This window comes from Klebsiella sp. K5-204 (assembly GCF_030128585.1).
Lineage (GTDB): Bacteria > Pseudomonadota > Gammaproteobacteria > Enterobacterales > Enterobacteriaceae > Klebsiella > Klebsiella quasipneumoniae.
Genome location: NZ_JAKUZS010000009.1, coordinates 11,745 through 34,804 on the forward strand (window position 1 = coordinate 11,745; position 23,060 = coordinate 34,804).

General features: G+C 56.3%; 19 protein-coding genes. 1 reads left to right on the plus strand and 18 read right to left on the minus strand.

The annotated features are described in order from the left end of the window. Positions 1 to 37 precede the first annotated feature (37 nt). The 18 genes from MKR05_RS22005 to rpsB all read right to left on the minus strand — a co-directional run bounded on the left by MKR05_RS22005 (position 38) and on the right by rpsB (position 21,912). A complete protein-coding gene (locus MKR05_RS22005; protein ID WP_032429283.1) occupies positions 38 to 2,191 on the minus strand; it encodes a lysine decarboxylase LdcC in 2,154 nt (717 codons plus the stop codon). A gap of 113 nt (positions 2,192 to 2,304) precedes the next feature. Continuing rightward, positions 2,305 to 3,264 carry an acetyl-CoA carboxylase carboxyl transferase subunit alpha gene (accA, locus tag MKR05_RS22010; RefSeq protein WP_004145855.1) on the minus strand — a complete coding sequence of 320 codons (960 nt, stop codon included), beginning with the start codon at positions 3,262 to 3,264 and terminating at the stop codon, positions 2,305 to 2,307. 12 nt (positions 3,265 to 3,276) lie between these two features. Further along, positions 3,277 to 6,759 carry a DNA polymerase III subunit alpha gene (gene dnaE, locus MKR05_RS22015; RefSeq protein WP_023292051.1) on the minus strand — a complete coding sequence of 1,161 codons (3,483 nt, stop codon included), beginning with the start codon at positions 6,757 to 6,759 and terminating at the stop codon, positions 3,277 to 3,279. 17 nt (positions 6,760 to 6,776) lie between these two features. Beyond that, a complete protein-coding gene (gene rnhB, locus MKR05_RS22020) occupies positions 6,777 to 7,376 on the minus strand; it encodes a ribonuclease HII (RefSeq protein WP_050533864.1) in 600 nt (199 codons plus the stop codon). After that, positions 7,373 to 8,524, minus strand: a complete 1,152-nt coding sequence (lpxB, locus tag MKR05_RS22025) for a lipid-A-disaccharide synthase (protein WP_023292050.1) — start codon at positions 8,522 to 8,524, stop codon at positions 7,373 to 7,375. The genes rnhB and lpxB overlap by 4 nt, the downstream gene beginning before the upstream one ends. After that, positions 8,524 to 9,312 carry an acyl-ACP--UDP-N-acetylglucosamine O-acyltransferase gene (gene lpxA / locus MKR05_RS22030; protein ID WP_004204455.1) on the minus strand — a complete coding sequence of 263 codons (789 nt, stop codon included), beginning with the start codon at positions 9,310 to 9,312 and terminating at the stop codon, positions 8,524 to 8,526. The genes lpxB and lpxA overlap by 1 nt, the downstream gene beginning before the upstream one ends. A gap of 3 nt (positions 9,313 to 9,315) precedes the next feature. Beyond that, positions 9,316 to 9,771, minus strand: a complete 456-nt coding sequence (gene fabZ, locus MKR05_RS22035; RefSeq protein WP_004145858.1) for a 3-hydroxyacyl-ACP dehydratase FabZ — start codon at positions 9,769 to 9,771, stop codon at positions 9,316 to 9,318. Positions 9,772 to 9,876: 105 nt separating this feature from the next. Further along, the gene (gene lpxD / locus MKR05_RS22040) at positions 9,877 to 10,902 is read right to left on the minus strand and encodes a UDP-3-O-(3-hydroxymyristoyl)glucosamine N-acyltransferase (RefSeq protein ID WP_032452898.1); all 1,026 of its coding nucleotides are present in this window, start codon (positions 10,900 to 10,902) and stop codon (positions 9,877 to 9,879) included. A gap of 3 nt (positions 10,903 to 10,905) precedes the next feature. Then, complete coding sequence (gene skp / locus MKR05_RS22045; RefSeq protein ID WP_002889325.1) at positions 10,906 to 11,391, minus strand: molecular chaperone Skp; 486 nt, start codon at positions 11,389 to 11,391, stop codon at positions 10,906 to 10,908. A gap of 121 nt (positions 11,392 to 11,512) precedes the next feature. Further along, entirely contained in the window at positions 11,513 to 13,942 is a 2,430-nt protein-coding gene (gene bamA, locus MKR05_RS22050; protein ID WP_023292048.1) for an outer membrane protein assembly factor BamA, read from the minus strand. Between the two features lie 31 nt (positions 13,943 to 13,973). Next, positions 13,974 to 15,326, minus strand: coding sequence for a sigma E protease regulator RseP (gene rseP, locus MKR05_RS22055; RefSeq protein ID WP_101989703.1), 1,353 nt, complete (start codon positions 15,324 to 15,326; stop codon positions 13,974 to 13,976). An 11-nt stretch (positions 15,327 to 15,337) separates the two neighbouring features. Then, on the minus strand, positions 15,338 to 16,195 hold the full coding sequence (gene cdsA / locus MKR05_RS22060) for a phosphatidate cytidylyltransferase (RefSeq protein WP_023292047.1): 858 nt from the start codon (positions 16,193 to 16,195) through the stop codon (positions 15,338 to 15,340). 12 nt (positions 16,196 to 16,207) lie between these two features. Continuing rightward, complete coding sequence (gene ispU / locus MKR05_RS22065; RefSeq protein ID WP_032429282.1) at positions 16,208 to 16,966, minus strand: (2E,6E)-farnesyl-diphosphate-specific ditrans,polycis-undecaprenyl-diphosphate synthase; 759 nt, start codon at positions 16,964 to 16,966, stop codon at positions 16,208 to 16,210. 237 nt (positions 16,967 to 17,203) lie between these two features. Next, the gene (gene ispC / locus MKR05_RS22070; protein ID WP_044521082.1) at positions 17,204 to 18,406 is read right to left on the minus strand and encodes a 1-deoxy-D-xylulose-5-phosphate reductoisomerase; all 1,203 of its coding nucleotides are present in this window, start codon (positions 18,404 to 18,406) and stop codon (positions 17,204 to 17,206) included. A gap of 228 nt (positions 18,407 to 18,634) precedes the next feature. Beyond that, positions 18,635 to 19,192 carry a ribosome recycling factor gene (gene frr / locus MKR05_RS22075; RefSeq protein WP_002889308.1) on the minus strand — a complete coding sequence of 186 codons (558 nt, stop codon included), beginning with the start codon at positions 19,190 to 19,192 and terminating at the stop codon, positions 18,635 to 18,637. Between the two features lie 150 nt (positions 19,193 to 19,342). Beyond that, positions 19,343 to 20,068, minus strand: coding sequence for a UMP kinase (pyrH, locus tag MKR05_RS22080; protein WP_002889306.1), 726 nt, complete (start codon positions 20,066 to 20,068; stop codon positions 19,343 to 19,345). Positions 20,069 to 20,215: 147 nt separating this feature from the next. Next, positions 20,216 to 21,067, minus strand: coding sequence for a translation elongation factor Ts (gene tsf / locus MKR05_RS22085; RefSeq protein ID WP_004151930.1), 852 nt, complete (start codon positions 21,065 to 21,067; stop codon positions 20,216 to 20,218). A 119-nt stretch (positions 21,068 to 21,186) separates the two neighbouring features. Then, the gene (rpsB, locus tag MKR05_RS22090) at positions 21,187 to 21,912 is read right to left on the minus strand and encodes a 30S ribosomal protein S2 (protein ID WP_004204447.1); all 726 of its coding nucleotides are present in this window, start codon (positions 21,910 to 21,912) and stop codon (positions 21,187 to 21,189) included. A 323-nt stretch (positions 21,913 to 22,235) separates the two neighbouring features. On the opposite strand from rpsB, the gene map reads away from it, so the two are divergent. After that, positions 22,236 to 23,030, plus strand: a complete 795-nt coding sequence (gene map / locus MKR05_RS22095) for a type I methionyl aminopeptidase (RefSeq protein ID WP_004204446.1) — start codon at positions 22,236 to 22,238, stop codon at positions 23,028 to 23,030. Positions 23,031 to 23,060: the final 30 nt, after the last annotated feature.

The following is a 23,060-nucleotide window of genomic DNA, read 5'->3' on the forward strand; positions in this document are numbered from 1 at the left end:
CCTTCTGTTAAGCCAGCCACGTTACTCGTGCGCGCCGTTAACGCGCAAGCCTTTCGTCATTTTTTAAGACTCGTACCCGATACACGCCGTCCTCATCGCGCTTCGCGCCGTGAATATCGGTCTCAAACCCCGGGTAATGACGTCCTATTGAGCAGAGCATCAGCAGGAAGTCGAGCACCGCCCGGCTCTCCTCCGTGATCATCTCTCCCGGCATCAGCAGCGGTACGCCCGGCGGATAAGGGAGGATCATGTTGGCCGAAATCCGGCCCACCAGGTTCTCCAGTTCAATGGTTTCCACCTCACCCTTGATCTGGCGCTGCCAGGCATGATGCGGCGTCATTTTCATTTCCGGCAGGACGTCAAAGGCGCTGAGCATCAGCTGCGGCAGCTGGTGCTGGCGGATCAAGCGGTGGATCCCCTGTGCCAGATCCTGGATCCGCATGTTGCGGTAGAAGTCGGGATCTTCCGCGTACAGATCCGGCAGCATATTCTTCACCCGCAGATTGAGATCGTAGGCGCGCTTAAATTCGGTCAGGCCGCGCAGCAGACCCATCGCCCGGGTTTTATCGATACCGATGCTAAAGAGGAACAGCAGGTTGTAGGGGCCCGTTTTCTCCACCACCACGCCCCGCTCGTCGAGGAACTTCGCCACCAGCGCCGCCGGGATCCCCTCTTCATCCATATTCCCCTGTTCGTCCATACCCGGCGTCAGAATGGTGACTTTCACCGGATCGAGGTACATATGATCCGCATCGGCATCTTTGAAACCGTGCCAGTCATCGCCCGGCGCCACCGGCCAGCACTCGGCTTTATCCACCGCTTCCGGCTGCCAGATATCAAAGAACCAGCCGTCCGACTCCTCGCGCAGTCGCTGCACCTCTTTGCGGAAATCCAGCGCCCGCTCAATGGAGCGCTGGATCAGGCGCTTACCGGAGTTACCGCGCAGCATCGCCGCCGCGGTCTCAATCGACGCGACGATGGGATAGCTCGGCGACGTAGAGGTATGCATCATAAAGGCTTCATTAAAGGTCTCTTCATCATAGTTGCCCTTAATGTGGATCAGCGAGGCCTGCGACAGCGCGGCCAGCATCTTATGCGTCGACTGCGTCTCGAAGATGACTTTTCCGGGGATCCGCTCACCGCTCATGCCGCTTTTCCCCTGATATATCGGATGGAAATGGGTATACGGCACCCAGGCGGAATCGAAATGGATCGACGGGACGTCGAGCGTCTCTTTAAGCCAGGTGGTGTTGTAGAGCAGCCCATCGTAGGTGGAGTTGGTGATCACCGCATGCACGGGCCACTGCGCCCCGCCCGTGTCGCGCACTTTCTGCTGAATACTGTCGCGGGTAAACTCGCGCCGGGGGATACCGCCGAGGATCCCTAACGCATTGCGGGTCGGCTTCAGCCACAGGGGAACCACATCGCTCATCATCAGCAGGTGGGCCAGCGATTTGTGACAGTTACGGTCAATCAGCAGGGTACTGCCGGCGGGCGCCGAGTACATACCGACAATTTTATTGGACGTCGAGGTACCGTTGGTCACCATATAGCTTTGCTCGGCGCCAAAGGCGCGAGCGATATACTCCTCCGCCTCCAGATGCGGGCCGGTATGATCCAGCAGGGAGCCCAACTCGGTGACCGAAATCGAGACATCCGCCTTCAGCGTATTCCCGCCAAAGAAATCATAGAACAGGCAGCCCACCGGGCTTTTCTGATAGGCGCTACCGCCCATATGACCCGGCGTACAGAAGGTATATTTCCCCTCCTGCACATAGTTAAACAGCGCGCGGGTAAATGGCGGGGTGATATTGTCCAGGTACTCGCGGGTATACTGCCCGATGCGGGTGGCGATCTCTTCGGAGAGTCCCAGCGCATATTCGAAGAACCACAGCGTCATGCGCAGATCCTGACTGCTGACGTCCATCGTCGAGTGGGCGTTAATAAAGGCGTACAGAGGCAGATATTCATTGAGCTGGTTAATATCGCTGCACAGATCGACGCTGTACTCATCCCAGTCGAAGATCACGCCGCAGATGCGCGGGTTGTGCTCGATAAACTGCAGCAGGTCGGCGCTATTTTGCGGCCAGATGGTCTGAAAGCCCTGGCGCTGCAGCGCCGCTTCCAGTTCTTTGATCGGCTCGTCTTTGTGGTAGACGCCGTGAGGCCCCATGATGGCGATGATATTCACGCTTTCCTCCTGGTATTCACCTAAGTCCAGCATCATAGCAATCCCCTGGGCGCATCGCACATAAAAAAAGGGCCGGAAAATCCGGCCCTTAGTGTTTTGCGCTAGCGGAAAACTTAGGCGTAACCGTAGCTCATCAGACGTTGATAGCGGCGGTTCAGCAGCTCTTCTTCGCTGAGAAGATCGAGATCGGCCAGGTCCGCCAGCAGCTGCGCTTTCAGGCTTGCCGCCATCGCTTCCGGGTTGCGGTGGGCGCCGCCCAGCGGTTCCGGAACGATAGAATCGATCAGCTTCAGCTCTTTCAGACGCGGGGCGATAATGCCCATCGCTTCCGCAGCCAGCGGCGCTTTATCCGCGCTCTTCCACAGAATGGAGGCGCAGCCTTCCGGCGAAATCACCGAATAGGTGCTGTACTGCAGCATATTGACCTTGTCGCCCACGCCAATCGCCAGCGCGCCGCCGGAGCCGCCTTCGCCGATCACGGTGCAGATAACCGGCACGCTCAGACGCGACATCTCACGCAGGTTGCGGGCAATCGCTTCCGACTGGCCGCGCTCTTCCGCGCCGACGCCCGGGTAGGCGCCCGGGGTGTCGATAAAGGTGATGATCGGCATTTTAAACCGCTCAGCCATCTCCATCAGGCGCAGCGCTTTGCGGTAGCCTTCCGGGGCCGGCATACCAAAGTTGCGACGAATTTTTTCTTTGGTTTCGCGACCTTTCTGGTGGCCGATGATCATCACCGGACGACCGTCAAGACGCGCGATACCGCCGACAATCGCTTTATCGTCAGCGAAGGCGCGGTCACCGGCCAGTTCGTCAAATTCGTCGAACGCCAGGCGGACATAATCCAGGGTGTAAGGACGGCGCGGGTGGCGCGCCAGTTGCGCAACCTGCCATGCACCGAGATCGGCGAAGATTTTGCGCGTCAGCTCTACGCTTTTCTCGCGCAGACGATGCACCTCTTCGTCGATGTTAATATCCAGTTTCTCATCCTGACGGCTTACCGCAGTCAGGGAATCGATTTTCGCTTCCAGCTCTGCAATCGGCTGTTCAAAATCTAGGAAATTCAGACTCATAGTATTCCTGTATTAGTCAAACTCCAGTTCCACCTGCTCCGAGCCGATAAGGCCACGCAGATCGTTGAGTAAACGATCGCTCGGAGAGACGCGCCATGTTGCGCCGAAACGCAACCGCGCGCGTGCATCCGCCCTCTGATAGTAGAGGTGCACTGGAATGGTTCCCGAACGGTGGGGTTCCAGAGACTGACGGAGTCGGTTTAAAAGCTGGTCATCAATTTGCCTGTCCGTCAGCGAGATAGCAAGCCCGCGAGCATATTTTTCCCGGGCTTCGTCAATGTCCATGACTTCACGGGCGGTCATTTTAAGCCCCCCGCTAAAGTCATCAAAGCTGACCTGTCCGCTGACGATAAGTATGCGGTCTTTTTCCAGCAACTGCTGATATTTATCCAGCGCGTCGGTGAATAACATCACTTCCAGCCGCCCGGAACGGTCATCCAGGGTACAGATGCCGATACGATTGCCGCGCTTGGTGACCATTACCCGCGCCGCAATCACCAGCCCCGCCGCCGTGGTCACTTTTCCACGATCGGTCGGATGCATGTCTTTGAGCCTCACGCCGCCGACGTAGCGCTCAATCTCTTTCAGATACTGGTTAATCGGGTGCCCGGTCAGGTACAGCCCCAGGGTCTCCCTTTCACCATCCAGCACCACCTGCTCAGGCCACGGCTGGCAGCTGGCGTAGGACTGTTCAATCTGCTCAGGCTCTTCCGCCAGCACACCGAACATATCGGCCTGGCCGATGGCCTCGGCTTTGGCGTGCTGATCGGCGGCTTTCAGCGCATCGCCCAGTGAATTCATCAGCGCCGCGCGATGCGGACCGAGACGATCGAACGCCCCGGACATAATCAGTTTTTCCAGCACCCGACGGTTGAGCTTTTTAATATCGGTTCGCGCGCAGAGGTCGAACAGCTCGCGGAAATAACCGCCGTTGTTGCGCGCCTCAATGATCGCTTCGATCGGCCCTTCGCCGACGCCCTTGATGGCGCCGATACCGTAGACGATCTCGCCGTCGTCGTTGACGTGGAAATGGTACAGGCCGGAGTTAATATCCGGGGGCAAAATTTTCAGCCCCATACGCCAGCATTCGTCCACCAGGCCAACGACCTTTTCGGTGTTGTCCATATCGGCGGTCATTACCGCCGCCATAAACTCAGCCGGATAGTGCGCCTTAAGCCACAGCGTCTGGTAAGAAACCAGCGCGTATGCGGCGGAGTGCGATTTGTTAAACCCGTAACCGGCGAATTTCTCCACCAGGTCGAAGATTTTCATCGCCAGCTCGCCATCAACGCCGTTTTTCTTCGCCCCATCCTCAAAGATAGAACGCTGCTTGGCCATCTCCTCCGGCTTTTTCTTACCCATCGCACGACGCAGCATATCCGCGCCGCCGAGGGTATATCCGGACAGCACCTGGGCAATCTGCATGACCTGTTCCTGGTACAGGATGATGCCGTAGGTCGGCTCCAGCACCGGTTTCAGGCTTTCATGCTGCCACTGTACGTCCGGATACGAGATCTCTTCGCGGCCGTGCTTACGGTCGATAAAGTTATCTACCATCCCCGACTGCAGCGGGCCCGGGCGGAACAGGGCCACCAGCGCGATCATATCTTCGAAGCAGTCCGGCTGCAGGCGTTTAATCAGATCTTTCATGCCGCGCGATTCAAGCTGGAAGACCGCGGTGGTTTCCGAGCGCTGCAGCATGTCGAAACTTTTCTTGTCATCCAGCGGGATGGCGGCGATATCCAGCGGCCCTTCGCCGTTCTTCTCACGGCGCTTGTTAATCATCTCCAGCGCCCAGTTAATGATAGTGAGCGTACGCAGACCGAGGAAGTCGAATTTCACCAGCCCGGCGTATTCCACGTCGTTCTTGTCAAACTGGGTAACCGGATGCAGCCCCTGCTCATCGCAATACAGCGGGGCGAAGTCGGTGATTTTGGTCGGCGCGATAACCACGCCGCCCGCATGCTTACCGGCGTTTCGCGTCACCCCTTCCAGCTTACGCGCCATGTCGATCAGCGCTTTCACTTCTTCGTCCGCCTCGTAGATCTCCGGCAGCTGCGGCTCGGCCTCGAAGGCTTTCGCCAGCGTCATGCCCGGATCGGGCGGCACCAGCTTGGAGATGCGGTCGACAAAGCCGTACGGGTGACCCAGCACGCGACCCACGTCGCGGATGACCGCCTTCGCCGCCATGGTACCGAAGGTGATGATCTGCGATACCGCGTCGCGGCCATACATATCCGCCACGTGCTCGATAACCTGGTCGCGTTTCTCCATGCAGAAGTCGACGTCGAAGTCGGGCATCGAAACACGTTCCGGGTTGAGGAAACGTTCGAACAGCAGGTCGAATTCCAGCGGGTCAAGATCGGTGATCTTCAGCGCGTAGGCCACCAGCGAGCCGGCGCCGGAACCGCGGCCCGGGCCGACCGGCACGCCGTTATCCTTCGACCACTGGATAAACTCCATCACGATCAGGAAGTAGCCGGGGAAACCCATCTGGTTGATCACCTGCAGCTCGATATCCAGACGCTCGTCGTATTCCGGCCGGCGCTTCGCGCGCACTTCCGGATCCGGGAAGAGGAATTCCAGCCGCTCTTCCAGACCCTCTTTCGATTTCATCACCAGGAAATCTTCCGTGGTCATATCGCCGGTCGGGAACTGCGGCAGGAAATATTCGCCAAGCCGCACGGTGACGTTGCAGCGTTTGGCGATCTCGACGCTGTTTGCCAGCGCTTCCGGAATATCGGCGAACAGCTCGCACATCTCCTCCTCGCTGCGCATATATTGCTGTGGCGAGTAGTTGCGCGGCCGTTTCGGGTCGTCGAGGGTGAAGCCGTCGTGAATAGCGACGCGGATTTCATGGGCGTCAAAGTCGCCAGTGTCGAGGAAGCGGACATCGTTGGTCGCCACCACCGGCAGACCACGCGCTTCCGCCAGCGCTACGGCGGCATGGAGATAACTCTCTTCATCCTGACGACCGGTGCGGATCAGCTCCAGAAAATAGCGATCCGGGAAATGCTCTTCATAGAAGGAGACGCACTGCTCAACCAGCGGCATGTTGCCGCGGATCAGGCTGACGCCGACGTCGCCTTTACGGCCGCCGGAGAGCAGAATCAGCCCTTCCTGATGTTCCACCAGCCAGTCGCGATCGATCCACGGCCCCAGGGCGCCGTAGCCGCGCTGATAGGCGCGGGAAATGAGCAGAGTCAGGTTCTGGTAGCCGGTGTTGTTCGCCGCCAGCACGGTCAGCTCGGTAAATTCGTCGCCGAGCAGGTCGCACTGCACGTGGAAATCGGCGCCGACAATCGGCTTAATCCCCGCGCCGTGTCCCGTCCCGTAGAACTTCACCAGCCCGCAGAGGTTGGTGAAATCGGTGATCGCCAGCGCTGGCATGCCAAGCGAGGCCGCCTTCTTGACCAGCGGCCCGGTCTTTGCCAGCCCATCGATCATGGAATAGTCGCTGTGCACCCGCAGGTGTACGAAACGTGGTTCAGCCATCTTTAGATCCCGGTGACTTAGTTGGACGCCAGGCCCAGGGCACGCTTCACCGGGCCGAAACTGCGCCGGTGATGCTCTGTTGCGCCGTGTTCCTGCAGCTTCTGCAGGTGAACAGCGGTGGGATAGCCTTTATGCTGGGCAAATCCGTAGTGGGGAAATGCGAGGTCCAGCGTGGCCATTTCGGCGTCACGAGTGACTTTTGCCAGAATAGACGCTGCGCTGATTTCTGCCACCCGGCTGTCGCCTTTCACCACCGCCAGGGAGGGCATCGGTAGCGACGGACAGCGGTTGCCATCGATCAGAACAAACTCGGGCACAATGCTCAGGCCGGCGACGGCGCGCTGCATCGCCAGCATAGTGGCATGCAGGATATTCAGCTCATCGATTTCTTGGGGCTCGGCGCGCCCAAGGCTCCAGCACAGCGCTTTCTCTTTAATCTCATCGAAGAGCGCCAGTCGACGCTTCTCGCTGAGTTTTTTGGAATCATTCAGACCCACAATCGGCTTCGCCGGATCGAGGATCACCGCCGCGGTCACCACCGCGCCAACCAGGGGGCCACGCCCGACCTCATCGACGCCGGCAACCAGATGGGTATGCGGATAGACGAACTCCATCATTGTTTTGCTAACTCCAGTACGGCGTCCGCCGCCTGCTCATCGGCGTTGCAGCGGATCTGCTGATGCAGCGCGCGGAATGTCTCATGCATCTCATGGCTGGTTTTGCCATCGGCCAGCAGCGGCTGCAGGGCGGCAGCCAGCGCCTGCGGCTCGCACTCATCTTGCAGCAGCTCTTTAACCAGCTCGCGCCCGGCCAGCAGGTTCGGCAACGAGACGTAGTCGGTTTTAACCAACCGCTTCGCCAGCCAGAAGGTGAACGGCTTCATGCGATAGCCAACCACCATCGGGCATTTCGCCAGCATACACTCCAGCGCCGCCGTCCCGGAGGCCAGCAGCGCGGCGTCGCTGGCGATCATCGCATCGCGCGCCTGGCCGTCCAGCATATGCACGATCATATCCGGCGCCGTCTCAGCTTTAATTCGCTCAAACTGCTCCCGCCGTTTAGCATTAACCAGCGGCACCACCACCTGCAGATCGGGATAGGTAGCCCGCAGAAGCTGCGCGGTTTTCAGAAAGTCCGCACTGAGCATTTCGACTTCCGCGCCGCGGCTACCGGGCAACAGCGCCAGGCAACGCACGTCGTGCGGGATCCCTAACCGGTCGCGCGCGGCGCCTTTGTCAGGATCCAGCGGCATCGCATCCGCCATGGTATGGCCGATAAAGCGGCAGGGAACGTTAAATTTGTCATAAAACGCTTTTTCGAAAGGCAGAAAGGCCAGCACCAGATCGGTTGATCTGCCGATTTTGAAAACGCGTTTTTGTCGCCAGGCCCAAACCGATGGGCTGACGTAGTGAATGGTTTTGATGCCCTGCTTTTTCAGATTCCCTTCGAGGGTAATATTGAAGTCAGGGGCGTCGATACCGACGAAAACATCGGGACGCAGCTCGCCGAAGCGGCGGGTCAAATCGGCGCGAATATGGAGTAAGCGACGCAGGCGACCGAGCACTTCAACAATACCCATCACCGCCAGCTCTTCCATTTCGTACCAGGCTTCACACCCTTCCGCCTGCATCAGCGGTCCCGCCACGCCAACAAAGCGCGCATTCGGGATGCGTGCTTTGAGGGCGCGGATGAGGCCGGCGCCAAGAATATCGCCGGAGGTTTCTCCGGCGACCAGGGCAATCGTCAGGGGACGCTGTTCAGCCATTAACGAATCAAGCCGCGGGTAGAGCGGGCGAAGAAATCGACAAACGGCTGAACTTCAGGATGCTGAGTCGCCAGTTCGGCGATCTCCGGCTTGGCTTCTTCCAGCGTCTTGCCGCTGCGGTACAGCAGTTTATACGCGTTGCGGATCGCGGTAATCGCTTCCCGGCTGAAGCCGCGGCGTTTCAGACCTTCGATGTTGACGCCGAACGGCGTCGCATGGTTGCCCTGGGCAATCACGAACGGCGGAACGTCCTGCGCTACGCCGGAGCAGCCGCCAACCATAACGTGTGAGCCAATGACGCAGAACTGGTGCACCGCAGTCATGCCGCCGATAATGACATAATCATCCAGCGAAACATGGCCCGCGAGCGTCGCGTTATTGGCCAGGATGCAGCGATCGCCAAGCGTACAATCGTGCGCCACGTGGGCGTTGATCATCAGCAGGTTATCGTTGCCCACCTTTGTTAATCCACCGCCCTGTACTGTGCCGCGATGAATGGTGACGCTTTCGCGAATGCGGTTGCGATCGCCAATTTCCACCCGGGTCGGTTCGCCAGCATATTTCAGATCCTGGTTAACTTCGCCGATGGAAGCGAACTGATAGATCTCGTTGTCACGGCCGATTTTGGTGTGGCCGTTAACGACAACGTGAGACTTCAGTACGGTGCCTTCGCCGATTTCGACGTTGGCGCCAACAATACAAAACGGACCAATGTGGACGTTAGCGCCAATCACGGCGCCTTCTTCAACAATGGCGGTAGGATGAACAAAAGCGGTTTTATCAATCACGTATCAGGCCTCCCGGCTACGCGCACACATCATCGTCGCTTCGCAAACCACTTTACCGTCAACCAGCGCAACGCCTTTGAAACGGGTCAGGCCGCGGCGGGTTTTCTCGAAAGTGACTTCCATAATCATCTGATCGCCTGGTACTACCGGGCGTTTGAAACGTGCTTCATCGATACCCGCGAAGTAATACAGCTCGCCTGGTTCCAGTTTTCCAACGCTTTTGAATGCCAGAATCCCGGTGGCCTGCGCCATTGCTTCCAGAATCAGGACGCCCGGCAAAATCGGCTTACCAGGGAAATGCCCCTGGAAAAACGGCTCGTTTACAGAAACATTTTTTACTGCGCGCAGAAAACGACCTTCTTCAAAATCCAGCACGCGGTCTACCAGCAGGAACGGGTAACGGTGAGGCAGAAGTTCCAGAATCTCTTCAATGTGCAGAGTATGAGTGTCAGTAGTCAAAATACTCTTCCTGTCTAAATGTACTAAAAGGCAATAATAACACGGCCTGCGGCAATCTTTTAGCGAATGCAACAGGCCGGAAATGTCATGTGACCAAATGATGAATTAGTCTTGTTGATTAACCTTGCGCTCAATCGCTTTCAGGCGCTTGCTCATCTCGTCAATATTCATCACCAGCGCAGCGGTTTTACGCCACGCCTTGTTCGGCTGCAGCGGAATACCGGAGGAGTATACGCCTGGTTCGCTGATAGGACGCATCACCATCCCCATCCCCGTGACGGTGACCTTATCGCAGATTTCCATATGGCCGTTAATCACGCTGGCGCCGCCAATCATGCAGTAGCGGCCGATTTTCAGGCTGCCTGCCATGATGACACCGCCGGCAACCGCGGTATTGTCGCCAATCACCACGTTATGCGCAATCTGGCACTGGTTATCAATGATAACCCCGTTGCCAATCACGGTATCGTCCAGCGCGCCGCGGTCAATTGTGGTGCAGGCGCCGATCTCCACGCGATCGCCAATAATGACGCGACCCAGCTGCGGGATCTTCACCCAGTTGCCGCGATCGTTGGCGTAGCCGAAGCCATCCGCGCCGATCACCGTGCTGGACTGGATCAGGCAATTCTCGCCGATCTCAATCTCATGGTAAACGGTCACATTGGCCCACAAACGCGAGCCGGCGCCTATTTTCGTATTTTTCCCAACGAAGCAGCCTGCGCCGATGACCACGTTATCGCCCAGCTCTACCCCGGATTCGATAACGGCGTTGGCGCCGATGGCAACGTTGCTACCCAGCTTCGCCGTCGGATCGATAACCGCGCTCGGCGCGATATCCTGTGCCGGCTGCGGCGTGGTATCCAGAATTTGAGCCATGCGCGCGTAGGTCAGGTAGGGATTACGCACTACCAGCGCGGCGCTATGGGCAAAAGGCAAATCATCCTGCGTCATCACAACGGCAGAAGCCTGGCAAGCGGCCAGGTGTTCACGGTACTTAGGGTTGACCATGAAAGTGATTTGGCCCGTTTTCGCGCTCTGCATGGACGCAACGCCGGTGATGACGATATCGCCATCACCGTGTAATTCTGCATCCAACTGCTGCGCAAGATCAGCCAGTCGAATTGAAGGCATTACTTATTTAACCTGTTTCAGCACATCAGCGGTGATGTCTTTTACATCGCTGCTGTTGTATGCAACGGCATTCGCGTCAACCACCAGATCGATGCTCTGATCTTTCGCTACGCTCTGTACGGCAGTCTGGATACGGGTCACCAGTTTACCACGCTCTTCGTTGGAACGACGAGCGCGATCCTGTTCAAACGCCTGCGCTTTCTGGGAGAAGGTCTGGCGCTGAGCCATCACGTCTTTTTCCAGTTTGGTACGATCGGCGCCCGGCTTCATGGACTGCAGACGCTGCATTTTAGACTGCAGGTCGCCTTCCATACGCTGCAGTTCGCTAGCGCGGCCTTTGAACTCGTTTTCCAGCGTGTTGGAAACGCCAGTTTTCTGGGCAACCTGTTGGAACAGGCTGTTCATGTTCACCAGGGCAATTTTATCTGCCGCCTGAGCGGAAGTTACCATTGCCAAACCCAGACCTGCAGCTAATAACCACTTTTTCACAATAAACTCCTTACCATCCCATGAGTACCCAGGGGTACCGTTATTTGCGTGGCGAGGCGATAAACGCGTTATCGCCTACGGTCAGCGCTATACTGCACTTGCATTCCATTGCCGCCAACAATTACCAGGTTTTACCAATGTTAAACTGGAACTGTTCGGCTTTGTCTCCATCGTACTTTTTGAACGGTTGGGCGTAGGAGAAGACCAACGGCCCCAACGGCGACATCCACTGCACGGCAATACCCGCAGACATACGGATGTTGCTCGGATCGCTGTAATCCGGATAACCGCCATACGCGCTCGAATCCCAGTGAGTATCCCATACGGTACCCATATCCCAGAAGAAGGAAGTCCGGACCGAGTTCGCATATTTGTCACTAATGAACGGCGTCGGGGTAATCAGCTCCAGGCTGGCCACCGCCATCGCGTTACCGCCCACCGCATCATCGGATTTACACGGTGCGGATTCGGTGCTCTTACATTCATTATCGTAGCTGTCATCATCGTCATGACGGCTGCTTGCCGGGAAATACACTGCCTTCGGACCAATGGTGTTCGACTGGAAGCCACGCACGGTGCTGGATCCACCGGCATAGAAGTTCTCATAGAACGGCATCTCTTTGCCGCCGATACCATCGCCATAGCCAAAGCGGGTACGACCCAGCACCACCCATTCATGATCGTTGTCGATCGGCACATAGGTGGCGGTATCCAACGTCGCTTTGTAGTATTCGTTGTCCGAACCCGGAATGGTCACTTTACCGTTCAGGTTGACGCGCGAACCTTCCGTTGGGAAGAAGCCGCGGTCAAGCTTGTTATAGGTCCAACCGTAGTTGAAGGTGAAGTCATTCGCACTGAACGAGTTCCGGTCGTTGGTGTTGTCCGGATACTGGCCCATCGAGTTCAGGTAACGCCACATCGCCACCTGCGGCTGCATATTGGACAGGGAGTTATGCACATACCCGACGCCGGCGCGCAGCGTGTTGTATTCGTTGACCGGGAAGCCCAGCGTGATGTCTGTACCATAGCTTTTGTTGGTATAGTCAGACAGATCCGCATCGTTCGCATCAAAGTCATTATAGAAGACACGACCGCCGAGGCTTACACCGTCTACGGTGAAGTACGGGTTGGTCACCGACAGCTCGGTATAGGTTTGGTAGTCGTTTTTGGTGCCGTTGATCCCGACAGCATAGCCAGTACCTAACCAGTTATCCTGCTGAACGCCCGCCTGGAAGCTGACGCCGCTCTCGGTACCGTAACCGATACCGAAGTTGAAGCTACCGGTGTTACGCTCTTTCACCTTGTAGACTACGTCGACCTGGTCCGGGCTGCCCGGGACGCGCTGGGTATCGGTATCGACCGTTTCGAAGAAGCCTAAACGGTTGAGACGGTCTTTACCCTGATCGACGAGGTCGCTGCCCAGCCACGCGCCTTCCATCTGGCGCATTTCGCGGCGCAGAACGGCATCTTTGGAGGTGTCGTTGCCTTCGAAGCGAATTTTACGCACGTAATAGCGGTTGCCCGCATCGACGTTGACGTGCAGCTTAACGGTTTTATCGCTGTCGTTGATCTCCGGCTGCGACTGCACGCGCGGGTAGGCGTAACCATAACGACCCAACAGTTTCTTGATGTCGTTTTCCATCTTGGTCACTTTCGCGCCGTTATACAGTTCACCCGGCTCGACTTTGGTCAGCGCTTCGATTTCCGCGGAATGGCCGGCGAGGTTGCCCGTCACCTGCACCCCGGAAAACTTGTACTGATCGCCTTCGGTGATGTTGACGGTGATGTAGATCCCTTTCTTATCCGGCGTCAGGCTGACCTGGGTAGAATCGATGTTGAAACGGGCATAGCCGCGATCCAGGTAGTAGCTGCGCAGGGTTTCAAGGTCGCCCGCCAGCTTCTGCTTCTGGTATTTACGGTCGCCGACCACGTTCCACCACGGCACTTCATCGCGCAGCTGGAAGTGGGAGATCAGCTCATCAGTCGAAAACGCATGGTTGCCGACGATGTTGATCTGCTGAATTTTAGCGGAGACGCCTTCCTGGAAGACCAGTTTCAGGTCGACACGGTTTCGCGGCAGCGGGGTAACCACCGCTTTGACGCTGGCGCTGTATTTACCGACGCTGTAGTAGAAATCCTCGAGACCCTTCTCGATGTCCGCGATGGTCGTGCGGTCAAGCGACTCGCCCACCCGAACGCCAGAGGCCTCAAGGTTCTGCTTGAGCATGTCATCTTTCACCGACTTGTTGCCGGAGAAAGTGATGCTGGCGATCGTCGGACGCTCTTTCACCTGCACCAGCAGGGTATCACCATCGCGCAGGACGCGGACGTCCTCGAAGTTGCCAGTGGCAAACAGCGCGCGAATAGTGTTACTGATATCATCGTCGGTCACCGTATCGCCAGGACGCACTGGCATACTGAGGAGGGCCGCACCAACAGCGACACGCTGCAAGCCTTCGAAATGAATGTCCTTCACCACGAACCCTTCAGCACCGTATACAGTCGCGCTGCTAAACAGCAGCGACGCTATGAGCAACTTTTTCATCGCCATCGTTATTATGCGTTCTTCCTAACAAACTCTCTTATAACCGAGAGAAATCATTGAAAAGTGCAAGCCCCATTAACAGCACCAGCAGTATTGAGCCAATGCGATAACTAAAGTCTTGAACTCGCTCGGATACCGGCCCGCCCTTCAGCTTTTCAATCGCCAAAAACAGCAGATGTCCCCCATCCAGTACGGGTAGTGGGAACAGGTTGATGATTCCGAGGTTCACGCTAATCAGCGCAAGGAACATCAGATAATAAATCAACCCAAACTCCGCTGACATTCCAGCCCCCTGAGCGATAGAGATCGGCCCACTGAGGTTGTTCAGTTTGACATCACCGGTTATCAATTTACCCAGCATCCTGACCGTCAGCGACATCAGCTGCCAGGTTTTATCCGTGGCTTCAGCGATGGCGGCAAACGGTCCGTACTGACGTACTGTCTTGTATTCTTCAGGCAGCGGGATGACCTTTGGCACCACCCCTGCGAACCCTTCTGCCTTACCTTTCACCGTTTTTGTATCCGGCGTCAGGGTTAACGGCAGCGCACTCCCCTGCCGTTCAATCTCCAGCGCCAGCGCTTTGCCCGGATTATCGCGCACCAGATTAACAAACGTCATCCACTGCGTTAACGGTTGTCCATCGACTTTAACGATCCGGTCGCCCGCTTGCAAACCTGCTTTCTGAGCTGCCGAGCCCGCCTGGACTTCCGCCAGCACCGTATCAATCTGCGCGCTGCGCGGCTGGATCCCTAGCGACGTCACGGGATCTTGCTTGTCTGGCTCAAACGCCCAGTGCCGCAGATCGACGATTTTATCCTGGCGCTGATTGGTCCCGAAAGGGGCGACGGTAAGTATTGTTTGCGGGTTGCCGATTTTGGCCACCAGCTGCAGACGCACCGCATCCCAATCAGGCGTTTCGATACCATCTATCGCTTTAAGTTCCGTGCCTTTTGCAATTTGTGCTTGCGCGGCAACCGAATTGGGGGTTATTTCACCCACTACCGGGCGAACTCCAGGAACGCCGATGATGAAGACCAACCAGTAGGCAAAGATAGCGAAAAGGAAGTTAGCGATGGGACCGGCGGCAATCACCGCCGCACGCTGGCCGACGGTTTTATTATTGAAAGCGTAGTGGCGCATCTCCGGCGCCACCGCTTCAACACGCTCATCCAGCATCTTGACATAGCCGCCCAGCGGGATCAGGGCAATGACGAACTCCGTACCCTGCTTATCCATCCGCCGCCACAGCGCTTTGCCGAAGCCGATAGAAAAACGCTCAACCCGGATACCGCAGCGGCGCGCTACCCAAAAATGGCCAAACTCATGCACCGTAATCAGTACGCCAAGCGCAATGATAAAAGCTGCCAGATTCCAGAGCACGCTCAGCATATAACCTTCCGTCAAATCGTCCTGAAGACCAACAGTAGCAGACAGGCGAAGACCGGCACCGCCGCCGTCAGGCTGTCGATACGATCGAGAATACCGCCATGTCCGGGAATCAAGTGCCCGCTATCCTTAATGCCGGCCTCGCGCTTAAACATACTTTCCGTCAGATCGCCCAGCACCGAAGCCAGGGCTGCCACCACCGAACAGACCAGCAGCACCGTTGGCGTAACGTCAAGATGGGCCCACACCCCGTAGGCCCAGGAGATCACCGCCGCGGTCAGCAAACCGCCAAAAAAGCCCTGCCAGGTTTTCCCCGGCGAGACCTTCGGCGCCAGCTTGTGCTTGCCAAACATTTTGCCAAACATATAGGCGCCGGAGTCCGCGCCCCAGACCAGAATCATCACATACAGGAGCCACAGCGCGCCGCTGTAATGGTTATCGGTATAGTGCCAGGCGCGCAGCGCCAGCATGCCCCAGAAAAACGGGACGATGGTCAGGATACCGAAGATAAGGCGCAGCACTTTCGAGTGCCGCCAGAATGCCGCCGACGCCGGATAAGAGAGCACCAGCAGCAGCGCGACGATCCACCAGGCGAAAGAGGCCCACAGCGAGCCTTCAACCATCGGTTGATGAACGTCATAATGGTATTCCGGCAGCAAAAACAGCATCGCCGCCAGCAGAAGGCCGCACAACACCGCCAGCCAGACCCGCTGCGACGTCGAGGTGAAACCGCTCAGTTGCCCCCACTCCCACGCGGCGAGCATACAGACCACCAGGGTCACGATAGCAAACCCCATCGGCGGCAATAAAAACAGCGCCGCAATGACGACGGGGATTAAGACGAAAGCAGATATCAGGCGATACTTCAGCAAAAGTGACCCCCATCAGGCATGACTGCCACCCGGCTCAGTGCCGCCGAAACGACGCTCTCGATTAACAAAGGCATGGAGTGCACCTTCAAAGTCCTGTTCAGCAAAATCGGGCCAAAGAACATCCGTAAAGTAAAGTTCGGCATAGGCAATTTGCCAAATCAGAAAATTACTTATTCGGTGCTCTCCCCCGGTCCTAATAACTAAATCTACGGGAGCCAGTTCATGCATGCAGACCTGCTGACTCAGCATGTCTTCCGTGATCTGCTCAGGCAGCAGCGTCCCGTCCTGTACCTGTTTCGCCAGAAAACGAACGCCCTGGGTAATATCCCAGCGACCGCCGTAATTGGCCGCAATATTCAGCGTTAAGCCGGTATTGTTCGCGGTCAGCGCTTCCGCTTTGCGGATACGCTCCTGCAGGCGCGCATTGAAGCGCGTGGTGTCGCCAATAATCCGCAAACGCACATTGTGTCGGTGCAGGCTTTTGACTTCGCTATCCAGCGCCCAGACGAACAGTTCCATCAGCGCACTGACTTCCTGAGCCGGACGGTTCCAGTTTTCGCTGCTGAACGCGTATAACGTTAACGCCTCAATTCCATTATTCGCCGCGAAAGAGACCGCGCGACGCACGGATTTCGCACCGGCCTTGTGCCCGAAAGCGCGAATTTTACCTTGCCGTTTCGCCCAACGGCCGTTGCCATCCATAATAATGGCGACATGACGGCAGCCATGTGTAGGCGATATTTCGCTGACAGTTTGATTAGCAGACAACATCACGCGTTTTAAGTCCATAATAAGGATTAACTAGCCACCAAACAGAGGCCACCGGGCCGCGCTGGATACGCATTTTTATCCGGTGCCGGGGCTGCAGCCAATCGCAGAGAACAACCAAAAGCTTTACGCAAAAAAGCCGTGTTTTGCCACGGCCACCGTAATCTTCAACAACAAAATGCAACGATCGGGTGGCGCAGACTATATCACTGAAGCTTTGCGCCCACAAATATCACCGCGTTACGCCTGGGTGACCAACCGCTTCAGCTGTTGATGAGCAACCGCGCGGGCCTCAGCGTCGATAACCAGAACGTCATCAATGCTTTGCGGCTCCAGCAGGTTCATCTTATCCAGCACCGCCAGGTTAACCGCCGCAATATCGGTAAAGCGGATATCGCCCTGCAGAAACGCGGCAACCGACTCTTCATTGGCCGCATTCAGCGTGGTGGTCGCCGCCTGGCCGACGTCAAACGCCTCCATCGCCAGCTTCAGGCACGGATACCGCGTATAGTCTGGCGCGGAGAAGCTCAGATTGCTCAGCTGACAGAAGTCCAGCGGCTTAGCGCCGGAGTTCAGCCGCTGCGGCCAGCCCATGGTATGGGCGATCGGCGTGCGCATATCCGGTTCCCCAAGCTGCGCCAGCACGCTGCCGTCCTGATAGCGAACCATCGAGTGGATCACCGACTGCGGATGGATAAGGACCTCCATCTGCCGGGCCGAGGCGTTAAACAGCCAGCGCGCTTCAATATATTCCAGACCTTTGTTCATCATCGTGGCGGAGTCGACGGAGATCTTGCGTCCCATCGACCAGTTGGGATGACGGCAGGCCTGATCCGGCGTCATCGCCGCCAGTTCAGCTACCGCTGTCTCGCGGAAAGGCCCGCCCGAGCCGGTCAGCAGAATGGACGAAACGCCGTTCTGCGCCAGGTCAGCGTATCCCAGATGCTGCTGAATTGTCTCCGGCATACTCTGAAAAATCGCGTTATGTTCGCTGTCGACCGGCAGCAATCGCGCCCCCGACCGTTGAACCGCCTCCATGAACAAGCGACCGCAGGTCACCAGCGACTCTTTATTCGCTAACAACACCGTTTTTCCGGCGCGGATCGCCGCCAGCGTCGGCACCAGACCCGCCGCGCCGACGATAGCCGCCATTACCTGATCGACCTCCTCCAGCGCCGCGACCTCTGCCGCCGCCTGCTGGCCGCTCAGCACCTCGGTACGGCAGCCATGTTCCTGCAGACGGGTGCGCAACCGCTCAGCGCTTTGCGCATCGTCCATCACGGCGTAACGGGGGGTAAATTCAAGGCATTGTTCAACCATACGGTCAACGTTTTTCCCCGCGACCAGCGCGGCGACGGAAAAGCGACCGGGATTATGGCGTACCACGTCCAGCGTGCTACAGCCAATGGAGCCGGTCGAACCGAGAACGGTTAATTGCTTCATGAGACGTCCAGAAGAGTGGAAACAGAATAAAAAGCAAAACGCCGCCAGCAAGCCCCTACGCAGCAATTATCAGGGATAAGACGGCGGCATCAGGCCTTCAACTTAGCGCTAAAGGCTACAAGGCCAGCGGTCGCAACGCAATCCCGAGAATTGAGCGTACAGTCTTCTGTACGGCGTTTCGGATTTTACTCAGGCCAGACGCTGTCAGGCCCGAGTAAGGGCAGAGCATCAGAACTGCATCAGTTCCGCTTCTTTGTCTGCCAGCGCCGCGTCAACTTTCTTGATGGCGGCGTCAGTCATTTTCTGCACGTCGTCCTGAGAACGGCGATCGTCATCCTCGCTGATCTCTTTCTCTTTCAGCAGCGCTTTGACTTTGTCGTTGGCGTCGCGGCGAACGTTACGTACGGCAACGCGCGCCTGTTCAGCTTCACCACGCACGATCTTGGTCAGATCTTTACGACGCTCTTCGGTCAGCGGCGGCAGCGGAACACGAATATCGCTACCGGCAGAGCTTGGGTTCAGACCGAGGTCGGACGCCATGATCGCTTTTTCAACAGCCGCGGACATAGAACGGTCAAAGACGTTGATTTTCAGGGTACGGGAGTCTTCGACGGTGACGCTGGCCAGCTGGCGCAGCGGGGTCGGCGTACCGTAGTATTCAACAACAATCCCGTCCAGCAGGCTCGGAGAAGCACGACCCGTGCGAATTTTGCTGATTTGGTTTTTGAATGCTTCGACGCATTTTTCCATGCGGATTTCAGCATCTTTTCTGATATCGCTAATCACGTTACGAATCCTTGAAAGCTTGTCTCAGTCAGACCAGACGGGGCACCCGTCGGAAAATGAGCTAAGTATAGTCAGATTTAATGAAAATCACCGGGTAATATCCCCGCGAAAGTAAAGCGGAATCTTACCCGGATTTGGCGCTGACGGGAATTATTCCGTGATCAATGTGCCTTCTTTTTCGCCCATCACCACGCGACGCAGCGCGCCAGGTTTGTTCATGTTGAAGACGCGAATCGGCAATTTATGGTCACGCGCCAGGGTGAAGGCCGCCAGATCCATCACTTTCAGCTCTTTTTCCAGCACTTCGCTGTAGGTCAGCTGATCGTACATCGTGGCGGAAGGATCTTTGGCCGGATCGGCGGTGAATACGCCGTCAACCTTGGTGGCTTTCAGCACCACATCGGCTTCAATTTCAATCCCGCGCAGGCAGGCTGCGGAATCGGTGGTAAAGAACGGGTTGCCGGTACCCGCGGAAAGGATCACCACGCGGTTGTTGCGCAGCAGGCTGATCGCCTCTGCCCAGCTGTAGTTGTCGCACACGCCGTTCAGCGGAATGGCGGACATCAAACGAGCGTTCACATAGGCGCGGTGGAGCGCATCGCGCATCGCGAGGCCATTCATAACCGTAGCCAGCATGCCCATGTGGTCGCCCACAACGCGGTTCATACCCGCTTTCGCCAGACCAGCACCACGGAACAGGTTACCGCCACCAATTACTACGCCAACCTGAATACCCAGCTCAACCAGCTCTTTGATCTCTTGAGCCATGCGGTCAAGTATGCTTGCATCAATACCGAAGCCTTCTGAGCCCTGCAGCGCTTCGCCACTTAATTTCAGCAGAATACGTTTGTAGACGGGTTTTGCATTGGTAGCCATGTTTCTTTCCTGAGACTGTCAACGAATGAGATGTGAGAATTCCGGCGACATTGTATGTCGCATTTCAGCGCGGTCACTATAAGCAGTTGGCTGAATTTACAAAATGGGCGCAAAAAGAAGCCGCCCTCAGGCGGCTCCTTGTAAAAATTAAGACTGCTTGGACATCGCAGCAACTTCTGCTGCAAAGTCAGTCTCAACTTTCTCGATGCCTTCGCCCACTTCAAAGCGGATGAAGCCAGTCACGTCAGCGTTGTGCTCTTTCAGCAGCTGACCAACAGATTTGCTCGGCTCCATGACGAAAGGCTGACCAGTCAGAGAAACTTCGCCGGTGAATTTCTTCATGCGGCCTTCAACCATTTTCTCTGCGATTTCTTTCGGCTTACCGGACTGCATCGCGATGTCCAGCTGAACCTGGTACTCTTTCTCTACCACTTCAGCAGACACGTCTTCCGGCTTAACGAATTCCGGCTTGCTTGCGGCAACGTGCATTGCCAGCTGCTTAACCAGCTCTTCGTCAGCGCCTTTAGCGGCAACCAGAACGCCGATGCGCGCACCGTGCTGGTAGCTGCCCAGAACGTCGCCTTCCAGAACAGCGATACGACGGATGTTGATGTTCTCACCGATTTTAGCAACCAGGGCAACACGTTCTTCTTCGAACTGCGCTTTCAGAACTTCAACGTCGGAGATTTTACCCGCAACAGCGGCGTCCAGTACTTTGTCAGCAAATGCCTGGAAACCACCATCTTTAGCAACGAAGTCAGTCTGGCAGTTAACTTCCAGAATGTAACCGTAGTTGCCTTCGATTTTGGTTTTGATCACGCCGTCAGCAGCCACGTTGCCTGCTTTCTTCGCCGCTTTGATCGCGCCGGATTTACGCATGTTTTCGATTGCCAGCTCGATGTCGCCATTCGCTTCAGTCAGCGCTTTTTTGCAATCCATCATGCCTGCGCCAGTACGTTCGCGCAGCTCTTTTACCAGGGAAGCGGTAATTTCAGCCATTCTAAAATCCTCGGGAGATGTGGATACTGCCCGGCCAACGGCCAAACAGCGTAAATTGAAAAAAGGGGCCGATAATGGGCCCCTATTCATACACGGTACTAATAAGGGCTTAAACCTTATTATTCAGCTTCTACGAAGCTTTCTTCCGCCTGAGAAGCCAGGTCCTGAGAGCGACCTTCACGAACGGTAGCAGCAACAGCGCCCAGGTACAGGCTTACTGCGCGGATTGCATCGTCGTTACCCGGGATAACGAAGTCTACGCCGTCCGGATCAGAGTTGGTATCAACGATAGCAAATACCGGGATGCCCAGGTTGTTTGCTTCTTTGATAGCGATGTGCTCGTGGTCAGCGTCGATAACGAACAGTGCGTCCGGCAGGCCGCCCATGTCTTTGATACCGCCCAGGCTGTTTTCCAGCTTGTCCAGCTCACGAGTACGCATCAGCGCTTCTTTTTTGGTCAGCTTGTCGAAAGTACCGTCCTGGGACTGAGTTTCCAGGTCTTTCAGACGTTTGATGGACTGACGAACGGTTTTCCAGTTAGTCAGCATACCGCCCAGCCAGCGATGGTTCACGAAGAACTGGTCGCAGCTCAGAGCAGCGTCTTTTACCGCTTCGCTTGCAGCGCGCTTAGTACCAACGAAAAGGATTTTACCTTTACGAGCAGCGATCTTGTTCAGTTCAGCCAGAGCGTCGTTGAACATCGGTACGGTTTTCTCAAGGTTGATGATGTGAACTTTGTTACGCGCACCGAAGATGAACGGCTTCATTTTCGGGTTCCAGTAACGGGTCTGGTGACCGAAGTGAACACCAGCCTTGAGCATGTCGCGCATGGAAACAGTTGCCATGTTTAAAACCTCTATAGATTAAATTGGGGTTATGCCTCCACGTATCCCATATTACCGACCCCGAAGGGCACCCCGGAATATGTGCCGATACGTGTGTGTTATTACACAAAGTGAGCGATGTCGCTTACGTCCCATCCTTGTGTATCTGAGATGGAACGGAAGTCCGGCGCGCTTTATATCACAAAATCCATCCAGACACCAACTCTTGTTGACGTCACGTGCTGTTAATGATTCTCAGTTTGGCACCAGCCTACCCGGACTGTTACCATTGACAGGACTTACTCTATTATTGTCGAAAATATCGACACTGCTGGACATACTCCATGGCTATCTCTATTAAGACATCTGAAGATATTGAAAAAATGCGCGTTGCCGGTCGCCTGGCCGCTGAAGTGCTGGAAATGATCGAACCCTGGGTTAAGCCGGGCGTCAGCACTGGCGAACTGGACCGTATCTGTAACGACTATATCGTTAACGAGCAGAAGGCCATTTCCGCCTGTCTCGGCTATCACGGCTATCCGAAATCCGTCTGCATTTCGGTCAACGAAGTGGTCTGTCACGGTATCCCTGACGACGGCAAGCTGCTGAAAGATGGCGATATCGTGAATATCGACGTGACCGTCATTAAAGATGATTTCCATGGCGATACCTCCAAAATGTTTATCGTCGGCAAACCGACGATTCTTGGCGAGCGCCTGTGCCGTATCACTCAGGAAAGCCTGTACCTGGCGCTGAAGATGGTGAAGCCGGGCATCAACCTGCGCACCATCGGCGCGGCGATTCAGAAATATGTGGAAGCGGAAGGGTTCTCCGTGGTTCGCGAATACTGTGGTCACGGCATCGGCCGCGGCTTCCATGAAGAGCCGCAGGTGCTGCACTACGACTCGCCGGAAACCAACGTCGTGCTCAAACCAGGCATGACCTTCACCATCGAGCCGATGGTCAACGCCGGTAAAAAAGAGATCCGCAGCATGAAAGACGGCTGGACGGTGAAAACCAAAGACCGGAGCTTGTCTGCGCAGTACGAGCATACTATTGTGGTGACAGACAACGGCTGCGAAATTCTGACGCTACGTAAGGATGACACCATCCCGGCGATAATCTCGCACGATGAATGATGAAAAGCCGGCGCCCGCCGGCTTTTTTAT

Excerpts from the sequence above, each read along its gene's own strand:
- lpxD (WP_032452898.1), bottom strand. The coding sequence starts at position 10,902 with ATGCCTTCAATTCGACTGGCTGATCTTGCGCAGCAGTTGGATGCAGAA.
- rpsB (WP_004204447.1), bottom strand. The coding sequence starts at position 21,912 with ATGGCAACTGTTTCCATGCGCGACATGCTCAAGGCTGGTGTTCACTTC.
- tsf (WP_004151930.1), bottom strand. The coding sequence starts at position 21,067 with ATGGCTGAAATTACCGCTTCCCTGGTAAAAGAGCTGCGCGAACGTACT.
- ispC (WP_044521082.1), bottom strand. The coding sequence starts at position 18,406 with ATGAAGCAATTAACCGTTCTCGGTTCGACCGGCTCCATTGGCTGTAGC.
- lpxB (WP_023292050.1), bottom strand. The coding sequence starts at position 8,524 with ATGGCTGAACAGCGTCCCCTGACGATTGCCCTGGTCGCCGGAGAAACC.
- rseP (WP_101989703.1), bottom strand. The coding sequence starts at position 15,326 with ATGCTGAGCGTGCTCTGGAATCTGGCAGCTTTTATCATTGCGCTTGGC.
- ispU (WP_032429282.1), bottom strand. The coding sequence starts at position 16,966 with ATGTTGTCTGCTAATCAAACTGTCAGCGAAATATCGCCTACACATGGC.
- rnhB (WP_050533864.1), bottom strand. The coding sequence starts at position 7,376 with ATGATGGAGTTCGTCTATCCGCATACCCATCTGGTTGCCGGCGTCGAT.
- map (WP_004204446.1), top strand. The coding sequence starts at position 22,236 with ATGGCTATCTCTATTAAGACATCTGAAGATATTGAAAAAATGCGCGTT.
- bamA (WP_023292048.1), bottom strand. The coding sequence starts at position 13,942 with ATGGCGATGAAAAAGTTGCTCATAGCGTCGCTGCTGTTTAGCAGCGCG.
- pyrH (WP_002889306.1), bottom strand. The coding sequence starts at position 20,068 with ATGGCTACCAATGCAAAACCCGTCTACAAACGTATTCTGCTGAAATTA.
- dnaE (WP_023292051.1), bottom strand. The coding sequence starts at position 6,759 with ATGGCTGAACCACGTTTCGTACACCTGCGGGTGCACAGCGACTATTCC.
- accA (WP_004145855.1), bottom strand. The coding sequence starts at position 3,264 with ATGAGTCTGAATTTCCTAGATTTTGAACAGCCGATTGCAGAGCTGGAA.